The 11,224-nt window shown below is 45.7% G+C and carries 7 protein-coding genes; 3 read left to right on the top strand and 4 right to left on the bottom strand.

Annotation, left to right across the window (positions count from 1 at the left end; genetic code table 11):
- Positions 1 to 481 precede the first annotated feature (481 nt).
- Positions 482 to 781, top strand: a complete 300-nt coding sequence (locus E1919_RS23590) for a hypothetical protein (protein WP_162055869.1) — start codon at positions 482 to 484, stop codon at positions 779 to 781.
- 34 nt (positions 782 to 815) lie between these two features.
- Here E1919_RS23590 and E1919_RS23585 read toward each other — a convergent pair whose 3' ends face one another.
- Positions 816 to 2,240, bottom strand: a complete 1,425-nt coding sequence (locus E1919_RS23585; RefSeq protein ID WP_162055868.1) for a Glu/Leu/Phe/Val family dehydrogenase — start codon at positions 2,238 to 2,240, stop codon at positions 816 to 818.
- Positions 2,241 to 2,639: 399 nt separating this feature from the next.
- On the opposite strand from E1919_RS23585, the gene E1919_RS23580 reads away from it, so the two are divergent.
- Positions 2,640 to 3,038 carry a hypothetical protein gene (locus tag E1919_RS23580; RefSeq protein WP_162055867.1) on the top strand — a complete coding sequence of 133 codons (399 nt, stop codon included), beginning with the start codon at positions 2,640 to 2,642 and terminating at the stop codon, positions 3,036 to 3,038.
- 73 nt (positions 3,039 to 3,111) lie between these two features.
- Here the strand turns inward: E1919_RS23580 and E1919_RS23575 are convergent, their stop codons facing one another.
- The 3 genes from E1919_RS23575 to E1919_RS23565 form a co-directional block, all read right to left on the bottom strand.
- The gene (locus E1919_RS23575; protein ID WP_162055866.1) at positions 3,112 to 3,711 is read right to left on the bottom strand and encodes an FKBP-type peptidyl-prolyl cis-trans isomerase; all 600 of its coding nucleotides are present in this window, start codon (positions 3,709 to 3,711) and stop codon (positions 3,112 to 3,114) included.
- A gap of 861 nt (positions 3,712 to 4,572) precedes the next feature.
- Entirely contained in the window at positions 4,573 to 7,959 is a 3,387-nt protein-coding gene (locus E1919_RS23570) for a methylmalonyl-CoA mutase family protein (protein WP_162055865.1), read from the bottom strand.
- 468 nt (positions 7,960 to 8,427) lie between these two features.
- Positions 8,428 to 9,138 carry a LuxR C-terminal-related transcriptional regulator gene (locus tag E1919_RS23565; protein ID WP_162055864.1) on the bottom strand — a complete coding sequence of 237 codons (711 nt, stop codon included), beginning with the start codon at positions 9,136 to 9,138 and terminating at the stop codon, positions 8,428 to 8,430.
- 203 nt (positions 9,139 to 9,341) lie between these two features.
- Here E1919_RS23565 and lepA point away from each other — a divergent pair, with 203 nt between their 5' ends.
- Positions 9,342 to 11,126 (top strand): translation elongation factor 4, encoded by a 1,785-nt coding sequence (gene lepA, locus E1919_RS23560; RefSeq protein ID WP_115563855.1) that lies wholly within the window; start codon positions 9,342 to 9,344, stop codon positions 11,124 to 11,126.
- The last annotated feature ends 98 nt before the right edge of the window (positions 11,127 to 11,224 follow it).

The following is an 11,224-nucleotide window of genomic DNA, read 5'->3' as shown; positions in this document are numbered from 1 at the left end:
GTGGTTTTGGAAAGTGCTCAGAAGGGTAATCAGGATAGGCAGGAAAGAAAAAAGAAGAGACAAAAACGGGCTACTAAAACCATCGCCAAATGATATACTTTACCCTTAGCCTGACGGCTATGGTGTTAAGGTAAGGAAGTTGAAATTGCAGCAAATCAGACAATAAATTAAAAGGAGTAAACCAGCAAAAAGATCGAAATTCGAGAGAAACAGTACAATTTTAGGAGGAGATGCACATTTTTGTATTTGAAGTTATGACATATATATAAAAGCTTGCATATTGTAATATAACTATGTAGATTTCGGAATCTTTAACCCAAAATGTGCTATTAAAATGGTGATATTTGAAACGCCATGTGTTGAAATTTCATACGTATTCCAGGTTAGTTGTTTGTTTATTAAGTGGTTATACAGACCTGACAATACTTCGTTTGTTGAAGCACATCGTGCTGTTTTACAGTTTTCTATAGATAACCCGGTGGTGAGGTTATATTGTACTGATCTAACCTCGATTGGCTCCCTCACCAGGGAGCAGGAGTCCTGGTTAAGCCAAGAATATTATCAGAAATCGTTCAATAAGCTAAAAACTGACTTTTTCGTTGCAGTCATATTCTCTGAAGAGCACTTCAAAGCCGTCGTTTCAAATTACCAGATACCTTCTGCCTTATCACCACACCCATACGTTTACTTTAACTATTTTACAGATCAGCAGGAGGCGCTGCACTGGCTGGAGAGCATAGAAAAAGGCCAGGACTTAGCGTTTGTTTCCACTGTATCCTGACCTTACATATTTAAGAGGCTTTAGCTAAATCAAATCAAGGGAAAATTCCCAGTGATTCGTAGCTTACACCGATTTTCTCGATAGCTGCCAGAAATGCCGCTGTTCGCATATCCGGAATATTCTTTTGCTGCATCACGTCCCGAATCTCATGGTAGGCGTTGATCATGGTGTCTTCAAGACCAGAGCGCACTAAACTGATTTCGTCTGAGCCTTGTGACAGGAACGCACGCTCCTTTGCTGTCATACTCTTGCCTGATGAAGCTTCGATGGCATTTACCAAACGAAGGTAGCTGGCTTCTTCGGCACGCTTACCCATACGGCCAAAGCGTACATTAGACAGGTTCTTCAACCACTCAAAATAAGATACCGTTACACCACCTGCATTGATATATAAATCCGGCAAAATAATAATACCGTTCTTAATCAGTATCTCTTCTGCCTCGCGGGTAACCGGGCCGTTGGCACCTTCAGCCACAATTTTAGCTTTTACCCTACCAGCATTGCCGCTGTGAATCACATTCTCAAGGGCTGCCGGAATCAGAATATCGCATTCCATTTCCAGTAACTCCGCAGAATCAGTAATGTTTTTGCAATCTTTAAAGTTGAGAATAGAGCCGTTCTCACTTCTATGCGCAAATGCTTCTTTTACATCAATTCCATTTTCATTGTAAATACCGCCCTCCCGTTCTGCTATACCCACAATCACACCGCCATCCTGCTGGCAGAAATAAGCTGCATGGTACCCTACGTTACCCAAACCCTGCACAATAATGCGTTTACCTTCCATGGTGTTACCATTCAGGCCTTTACCTTCCAGCAGTTCTGAATCGCCCAAGGCCTCCCGTATACCGTAGTAAACTCCAAGGCCTGTTGCTTCAGCACGTCCTCTTATTCCTCCCTGTCCTACAGGCTTACCTGTCACACAGCCCAGGGCACTGGTTTCACCGTACTTAAAGGTTTGGTAGGTGTCGGCGATCCAGGCCATCTCACGGCTACCCGTACCATAATCGGGTGCCGGTACATCAATACCCGGGCCTATCAGGTTCTTCTTAATCAACTCGGTTGCATAGCGCCTGGTAACACTTTCAAGTGTTTTGGCAGAACTGGTACGAGGGTTTATCTTCACGCCACCTTTGGCCCCGCCAAATGGTACATCCACTACAGCGCACTTAAAAGTCATAAGAGTCGCCAAAGCCTTTACCTCGTCTTCGTCTACCTGCATGCTATAACGGATACCTCCTTTAGACGGCAGTTTGTGGTGGCTGTGCTGCACCCGTATACCTTCTATTACTTCAATTTTGCCCTCAATTTCAACAGGAAAGGAAACTTTATAAACGCTGTTGGGAGCTTTTATTTGCGCCAGAATGCCGGGGCTAAGCCGCGAATAGCTTGCCGCCTGATCGAAAAACTGGTGTACACTATCTAAGAACTTTTTGCCTTCGTTAGGTTCGTTTGCCATACAAGTTTTTTCTTTTTTTAGATGTTCATGTGTTGATTTTAAAACGGTTCCCAGCCGGTTTTGTTCGCTTTGCTTTCTTTTCGGCCTATTGCAGCATAAGCTGGTTTTTTTTTAATGCTGCTGGTCAGGGTGCAAGATAACTATACTAATATTAAATAAAATATATATTCAATTCACTTGTTTTATTGAGCTTATAATCGCATCTTTGAAAGAATAATTATAACAATATCATTATGTCCGGCGTTGCAATAATGTTCTGTATTATTTCCTATGATTCCCACATTGTTTGTTGACATGAGATCTTCCAAATCAATGTTATCCGCTAGTATTGTCACCCTAAGTACTTCAACAGAGCTGCTCGCAGATCCTGAAAGTAGCGCTGCTTCTAGTTTAATTAAGGTGTCATTTGATAAAGTAAACCAAGTATTGGTTGTAAACTGGGAGGGTGAACTCAGTTCTGATGAAATCCGGAAAGGCTACGATATTCTGATGGAGGAGGTGCGTATACACAAGCCAAAGAAGTTGCTGCTGGACTTCCATAAACGGGGTACTATCAGACGCAGCGACCAGCGCTGGGTGTTTTCCACTGTTTTCCCCAACATTCTTCGAACGATAGGCGAAACTGTTTTTGTAGCTATTGTCTTACCTGTTACGCTCTACTGTGGGCTGGTGGGGGAGATGAATGGTGATGAACTGATGGATGAGAACAACTTTCTGATCATACACCATGCGCTATACCGGGAGGAGGCCTACCGTTGGCTGAACACGATGCACCTTTCTAGTACAAATTTTGAATGAAGCTTTTCTAAAAACAAAGTGCCCGGCTAAGATCAAACCTAGCCGGGCACTGTACAATTATATATGCTGATTTCTATTTAACAGAAAGAAGCTCCACATCAAATACCAGGGTTGAATTTGGCCCAATTGTACCTCCGGCGCCCTGTGCACCATAAGCAAGGTTAGCAGGAATAAAAAGTCTCCACTTAGAGCCTTCTTTCATCATTTGCAGTGCTTCTGTCCAGCCGGCTATCACACCGTTTACCGGAAAAGTAGCAGGCTCGTTACGTTCATAGCTGGAGTCAAAGACAGTGCCGTCGATGAGTGTGCCGTGGTAATGTGTTGTAACAGTGTCGGTAGCAGATGGTGATTTACCTGAACCCTCCTGCAGCACCTGGTACTGCAATCCGCTTGGCAGCGTCTTTACTCCTTCTTTGTTTTTATTTTCAGCTAAAAAGGCCTCGCCAGCCTGCTTATTATCAGAACCGGCAGAATTTTGCTTTTGCGCCATCTCCTGCTGCAGCGCAATCATCGCCTGCTGCACTTCATCCTGAGACAAGGTGGAAGGTTTGCCTTCCAGCACTTCTTTCATTCCTGTTACAAAAGGATCTGATTCAATGTCGATGCCTTGCTTTTTCAGGTTAGTCGCCATGTCGCGGCCAATAATGTAGCTTATTTTTTCCTTTAAATTCATAGTATGTTGTTTTGCACGCGGTGTGCTTTTAAAATTATATATACCACTTGGCAGCGGCAATGTTACAAAGCTATGCATTTTGAAGTGAAATGAAAGAATCTGCCGAGCCCTCGTCTCTGTTCTTATAGTATAGGATTAGTCTCTGGAGGCAGGCCATAAAATAAAAAGTGACCCTTTCTTCCAGAAGAGAGAGCCACTTTATTTGGTGTAAAAAAAGGTTCGCTAGAGGTATAAGTGATAATCTTCCTCAGAAGTATCTAAGCGAAGTTTGGATGGCAGCAACCATTTTTTCATGAGCAGGCTGACAGTAGTTCCTATAAGGAAGAGCGAGGATAGTGTGGTAATTCTTTTCATGATGTGAGCATATAACAGGTGAGAAAGGGAGGTTTTCCATATTAACGTATCAGTATATCGTTAAGTTCTGATCTTATGTTATGAATTCGTAAATATTTTGTGATTACCCACTCACCAGTTAACATGGGGTTAATATGAGCGCAAATAGTGTGGCATTTGAAGGTGTTAATTCTCTTTTTGAGGCTTAGTTGTACTCGCTCCCATCTTCATCAGACATATCAATATTGAACGCTGTATACTGAAAGCAGCTGGATATGAACATACATGCCGCTGTACCCAGAAGAAGGAATGTTGTGCCAAACAGAAGCAGAGGTGAAACTAATTTAAATTGTGCCATAGGAATGTGTTGATAAAAGCTAAAATTTAACTTACGGTTCTGCAGAAGAAACCGATGTTATGTTTTGTTAATCAGTAACCGCTATAAAAAAGCAGAGCCGGAAAGGAATCTTTCCGGCTCTGCTTTTTTACTTTATACCTGTGAGGCAAGCGTGTGTTCTGTTTTGGGTGTTACATGTTTCTGCGGTACTGGCCACCTACCTCAAAAAGGGCATTTGTTATCTGGCCAAGCGAACAGTATTTCACTGTTTCCATCATTTCTTCAAATATGTTTCCGTTATCTATAGCCACCTGCTGAATTCGCTTCAGCGTCTCAGCTGATTTATCAGCATTGCGCTCCTGAAGCCTGTGTACCATACTTATCTGGTATTTCTTCTCTTCTTCAGTGGCCCGTATTACCTCAGTCGGTATAACAGTAGGGGAGCCCTGTGAAGAAAGAAACGTATTAACACCGATTATCGGGTACTCGCCCGTATGCTTCAGAGTTTCGTAATACAGACTTTCTTCCTGAATTTTACCGCGCTGGTACATCGTCTCCATCGCGCCCAGCACACCGCCACGCTCCGTAATTCGGTCGAACTCAGTTAATACTGCTTCTTCCACCAAATCAGTCAGTTCTTCAATGATGAAAGAGCCTTGTAATGGGTTCTCATTTTTAGCCAGTCCTAACTCCCGGTTGATAATCAGCTGTATTGCCATGGCACGGCGAACAGAGGCCTCTGTAGGTGTTGTAATTGCCTCGTCGTAAGCATTTGTGTGCAGCGAGTTACAGTTGTCGTAAATTGCATACAGTGCCTGCAGCGTTGTGCGAATATCGTTGAAGTCAATTTCCTGTGCGTGCAGCGAACGGCCCGAGGTCTGGATGTGGTATTTCAACATTTGCGAACGGGCATTGGCGCCATACTTCATCTTCATAGCTTTGGCCCAGATGCGGCGCGCTACGCGGCCTATCACTGCATACTCTGGGTCGATTCCGTTAGAGAAGAAGAAGCTCAGGTTTGGTGCGAACTTATTGATATCCATGCCGCGACTCACGTAGTACTCTACAAAGGTAAAGCCATTCGCCAGCGTAAAGGCCAGCTGCGAAATAGGGTTAGCGCCTGCCTCGGCAATATGATAACCTGATATAGAAACCGAGTAGAAGTTGCGCACGCTCTTGTCGATGAAGTACTGCTGCACGTCACCCATCAAACGAAGCGAAAATTCTGTAGAAAAGATACAGGTGTTCTGTGCCTGGTCTTCTTTCAGGATATCCGCCTGCACCGTGCCGCGCACAGAAGCCAGTGTGCGCTCCTTGATTTGCTGGTATACATCCGCTGGCAATACCTGGTCGCCTGTTACGCCCAATAGCATCAATCCAAGGCCGTTGTTGCCTTCTGGTAGCTTGCCTTGGTAACTCGGACGATCCGTGTCTTTCTTTTTGAAAATGGCTTCTATCTTCTGGTTCACCTCCTCTTCCAGTCCATTCTCTTTGATATAGAGTTCACACTGCTGGTCAATAGCGGCATTCATATAAAAGCCTGTCAGAATAGCAGCCGGGCCATTGATGGTCATGGACACTGAGGTCATCGCATCCGCCAGGTTAAAGCCAGAGTATAATTTTTTGGCATCATCTAGGCAGCAAATGCTTACGCCGGAGTTACCGATCTTGCCATAAATATCTGGTCTATAATCCGGGTCCTCGCCGTATAGCGTTACCGAGTCAAAAGCGGTTGATAAGCGCTTGGCCGGTAAGCCCAGGCTGACATAGTGGAAGCGGCGGTTCGTTCGCTCTGGTCCGCCTTCTCCGGCAAACATACGCGTAGGATCTTCGCCTTCGCGCTTAAACGGGAACACGCCTGCTGTGTATGGAAATTCTCCTGGCACGTTCTCCTGCAGGTTCCACTTCAGCAAATCACCCCAGGCTTCATACTTCGGCGTGACTACTTTCGGTATCTGCAGTTGAGAGAGTGACTCGGTATGTGTCTTTATCTTGAGTTCCTTGTCGCGCACCTTAAAAACAAAGAACTCGTTTTTATAAGCCTGCACTTTCTCTTTCCAGTTTTCCAGAATCTTCTTGTTCTGTCCGTCTAGGTTGAGTTCTATCTCTTCATAAGCCTGCTCCAGTTGCTTTATAAGGCGGTCTTTGTCTTCTACCTCTATACCCTGTACCGCTTCAATAGATTTGCGGATGCCGAACAGTTTCTGGGCTACCTCTGCCTGATCTTTGCTCCATTTGTCGTAGTTTCGGATTGTCTCAGAGATCTCAGAAAGGTAACGGGTGCGGGCAGGAGGGATGATGAACACCTTCTCCGACATTTCCTTTGAAGTCTGGAGATTGGAATTCAACTCTACACCGGTTTTCTCCACAACTTTGGCAATAAGCGCCCGGTATAGCTGGTTCATGCCCGGATCGTTAAACTGCGAGGCGATGGTGCCGAATACCGGAATATCATCGTCGCTCACATCCCAAAGCTGGTGGTTGCGCTTATACTGCTTCTTCACATCGCGCAAGGCATCCAAAGCACCACGCTTGTCAAATTTATTCAGTGCAATTACGTCGGCAAAGTCCAGCATGTCGATTTTCTCGAGCTGTGTGGCAGCGCCGTATTCTGGTGTCATCACATATAGACTGGTATCAGAGTGTTCTATAATCTCTGTGTCGGATTGGCCAATGCCGGATGTCTCCAGTATAATCAGGTCGAAATCGGCTGCTTTTACAATGTCAACGGCATCCTGTACATACTTGCTCAACGCAAGGTTACTCTGGCGGGTGGCCAGCGAACGCATGTACACTCTATCATTGGAGATGGAGTTCATCCTGATTCTGTCACCTAAAAGAGCGCCTCCTGTCTTCCGCTTGGAGGGGTCAACCGAGATAATCGCTATTTTCTTTTCAGGGAAGTCCTGCAGGAAACGCCGGACCAGTTCATCCACCAGCGATGATTTACCCGCACCGCCGGTACCTGTAATACCTAAGACAGGCGTAGTGACAGTTTTGGCCTGCTCCTTCACTTCTTTCAGGATGCTTTGCGCCTCCTCCGGAAAGTTTTCTGCGGCAGAGATAAGCCTTGCAATTGCTTTCGGGTCTTGGTCGCGCAGGTGCTTCACTTCTCCGTTCAGGTCTTTGCCAGTCGGGAAGTCGCATTGCTGCAGCATATCGTTGATCATACCTTGCAAGCCCATCGAACGGCCATCGTCTGGAGAATAGATGCGGGTGATGCCATATGCCTGTAATTCCTCTATCTCGTCAGGAAGAATAACACCGCCGCCGCCACCGAATAAACGAATATGGCCGCTGCCGCGCTCCTGCAGCAGATCATACATATATTTAAAGTACTCGATGTGGCCGCCCTGGTAGGAGGTAATGGCAATGGCCTGTGCATCTTCCTGAATAGCACAGTCCACAATCTCCTGCACCGAGCGGTTGTGTCCCAGGTGAATCACCTCAGCTCCCGAAGCCTGAATGATGCGTCGCATTATATTAATAGATGCATCGTGGCCGTCGAATAGGGAAGCGGCTGTTACCACACGTACATGGTTAACAGGCTTATATGGTTCTACTGTAGTAACTTGCATAGTATGTTTAACAAAATTCTTTCAAATTTGATGCAAATATAGGCAATATATCCCAAAACAGATGGTGAAGTGCCCTCTGTAAACCGCTGTATAAAGCTGTATAAAGGAGGCACTCACTTACTGTAAAGGAAGCTTCCTTTGTTGATACTTGCCCACAGGAAGGCTTTACTTAATAGTATCAGCCTTAAATACGGTTCTACTGAATATTGTTTGCTGCTTTGGACAATGCTCCTATACCAGGCTGGGAATTGACAAGCCAGGTTCTGTGCAATAGTCCCGCTGGGAACAAAAGGCTTGCACAGGTACAAGTATATGCGCAATTGCAGCTAATGAAGGCAACTGCAATAAATTCCAGCTAACGAGGGATAATAATTGGCTCGAATAATTAAAGCATCCTGTTAGTCGTACCGGTGCTTTAATTTATGGAGGATGCTAACCAGCAATACAAATCGCTATATATAAGGTTTCTTACCCTAAGCCTGCTTCTTTTGCTAAAGATACCAAGTCGGCAACATTGTTGGTGCCAAGCTTGTGCTGTATGTTTTTTCGGTGGGTGCTGACAGTATTGATACTGATAAATAGCTTTTCAGCAATTTCTTTTGTGCTGAGGCCCTTACACACTAAAGTCAGTACCTCAAGTTCTCGCTGCCGAAGGCTTTTTATAAGGAGTTTGTGCTTGAGTTTCAGGTTTTCTTTCAGAGCCGCGGCCAATTGTTTGTCTGTGTTCATCTGCGGACTTAAGTCCACATCCACACATAGCAGATCTTTTACCCGGCCATCTTTATCTTTCCCGTAAGCCTTTGCCCAACCCATAAACCATTTATAATCCTTCGCATCCTTGTGTTTTGCTCTGAAAATACCGCCAAACTCAGCGCCGTCGAAATGTTGGTAGTGATCTACACTGTCATCCGGTACATTGTGGTCATCCGGATGAACAATCTTATAGAGATACTCCCATCCGCCCATCTCCAGAATTTCATCTAGTGTATAGCCGAGCGTTTCTTCATTTGTCTTGTTGCACCAGACGACTCCCTTTTCCAGGTTAGAAATATAGATGCTGGCAGGAACTTCGTGTACAATTCTTTCCAGAAAAGCGACTTTCTCTCGTAGAACAGAGAGTTCAGTCTCTAAATCGTGAAGCTGTTGTTTAAAAACGTTGGGAGTCTGTTGCTCAAGCATTGTGCAAAATTAGGGGATAACGTTATTGTACTGAAAAATCCTGGAAAGGATATTGTTTTAACATTAAAAATTACGAACTATTTCAGAATAACCAAGCGCAGGCTTTGTTTTTTAAACATGAAAAAGCCTGATTTTTGTCTCTGGAGTCATAAAATTCAATTTTGACAGGAATATTCGTAACTTTGTTATTCGTATAGATATTTATGAAGAACATCCGAAATTTCTGCATCATCGCCCACATCGACCACGGTAAGAGTACCCTGGCCGACCGTTTACTGGAGTATACCCAAACGGTAGCGGAGCGTGAAATGCAACACCAGCTATTAGATAACATGGACCTGGAGCGTGAGCGTGGTATCACCATCAAGAGCCACGCCATCCAGATGAATTTCCCTTATAAGGGAGAAGACTATGTGCTCAACCTTATTGATACGCCAGGGCACGTTGACTTTTCTTATGAGGTTTCCCGCTCTATCGCAGCTTGCGAAGGTGCGTTACTGATTGTGGATGCCTCGCAGGGTATAGAGGCGCAGACTATTTCTAACCTCTACCTGGCTATTGGCAATGACTTAGAGATTATACCTGTTCTGAATAAAATTGACCTGCCACACGCTATGCCGGAGGAGGTGTCGGACCAGGTTATTGAACTGATAGGCTGCGACAGAGAAGATATTATTCTGGCCTCAGGTAAAGCGGGTATCGGTATTGCAGAAATTCTAGCCGCCATCTGCGACAGAATACCGGCTCCGAAAGGAGACCCGGAGGCGCCGCTTCAGGCCTTAATTTTTGACTCTGTTTTCAACTCTTACAGGGGCATCGAGGTTTATTTCCGGATATTCAACGGCACGCTGAAGAAAGGCGAGAAGGTAAAATTCATTAACACAGGCAAAACCTACGAAGCAGATGAGATTGGCGTGCTGAAGCTGAACCAGGAGGCACGGCAAGTAATGGGGGCCGGTAATGTAGGCTACCTTATCTCCGGTATAAAAAATGCCAAAGAGGTGAAAGTAGGAGATACCATCACGCACGTAGAACGCCCGGGTAAAGGCATACAGGGCTTCGAGGATGTGAAGCCGATGGTATTTGCCGGTATATATCCGGTGGAGACAAGCGAGTACGAAGAACTGCGTAACTCGATGGAGAAACTGCAGCTGAATGATGCCTCCCTGGTCTGGGAGCCGGAGACTTCAGCCGCCCTTGGGTTCGGTTTCCGTTGCGGTTTCCTGGGTATGCTGCACATGGAGATTGTGCAGGAGCGCCTGGAGCGTGAGTTCGACATGACGGTGATTACTACCGTACCGTCGGTGCAGTTCCATGCCTATACCACCAAAGAAGATATGGTGAAGGTGAATGCACCTTCCGAGATGCCGGAGCCAAACTACATCGACCATATTGAGGAGCCGTTCATCAAAGCGCAAATTATCTCCAAGTCAGAATATGTTGGCCCGATCATCACCCTTTGCATGGACAAGCGCGGTATCCTAAAGAACCAAACTTACCTGACCAGCGACCGTGTAGAACTAACCTTTGAAATGCCGCTTGCTGAAATCGTTTTTGACTTCTTCGACAAACTCAAAACTATCTCTCGCGGCTACGCCTCCCTCGACTACGAACTGATCGGCTTCCGGACCTCCAATATGGTGAAGCTGGATGTGATGCTGAACGGAGAGAAGGTCGATGCCCTGAGTGCCATCGTGCACCGCGACAAAGCCTACGACTGGGGCAAGCGCCTCTGTGAGAAGCTGCGTGAGCTGCTTCCGCGCCAAATGTTCGAAATAGCCATACAGGCGGCAATAGGGCAGAAGATCATTGCCCGTGAAACGGTGAAGGCCCTGCGTAAAAACGTACTGGCCAAGTGCTATGGCGGTGACATTTCGCGTAAGCGTAAACTCCTCGAAAAACAGAAGAAAGGCAAGAAGCGCATGCGCCAGGTAGGCAACGTGGAAATTCCGCAGGAGGCTTTCCTGGCCGTACTGAAACTGGATTGATACAATACTAAACCACAAGCCCCGGCATACTTAGTTGTGCCGGGGCTTGTGGTTTAGTATTGTCCATGCAAAATACTTGGGCACCGCAGCTCTACAAT

Source organism: Pontibacter pamirensis, assembly GCF_010015475.1.
Taxonomy (GTDB): Bacteria; Bacteroidota; Bacteroidia; order Cytophagales; family Hymenobacteraceae; genus Pontibacter; species Pontibacter pamirensis.
This window is presented reverse-complemented; position numbering and strand designations above follow the sequence as displayed.

Excerpts from the sequence above, each read along its gene's own strand:
- lepA (WP_115563855.1), top strand. The coding sequence starts at position 9,342 with ATGAAGAACATCCGAAATTTCTGCATCATCGCCCACATCGACCACGGT.
- E1919_RS23565 (WP_162055864.1), bottom strand. The coding sequence starts at position 9,138 with ATGCTTGAGCAACAGACTCCCAACGTTTTTAAACAACAGCTTCACGAT.
- E1919_RS23575 (WP_162055866.1), bottom strand. The coding sequence starts at position 3,711 with ATGAATTTAAAGGAAAAAATAAGCTACATTATTGGCCGCGACATGGCG.
- E1919_RS23570 (WP_162055865.1), bottom strand. The coding sequence starts at position 7,959 with ATGCAAGTTACTACAGTAGAACCATATAAGCCTGTTAACCATGTACGT.
- E1919_RS23585 (WP_162055868.1), bottom strand. The coding sequence starts at position 2,240 with ATGGCAAACGAACCTAACGAAGGCAAAAAGTTCTTAGATAGTGTACAC.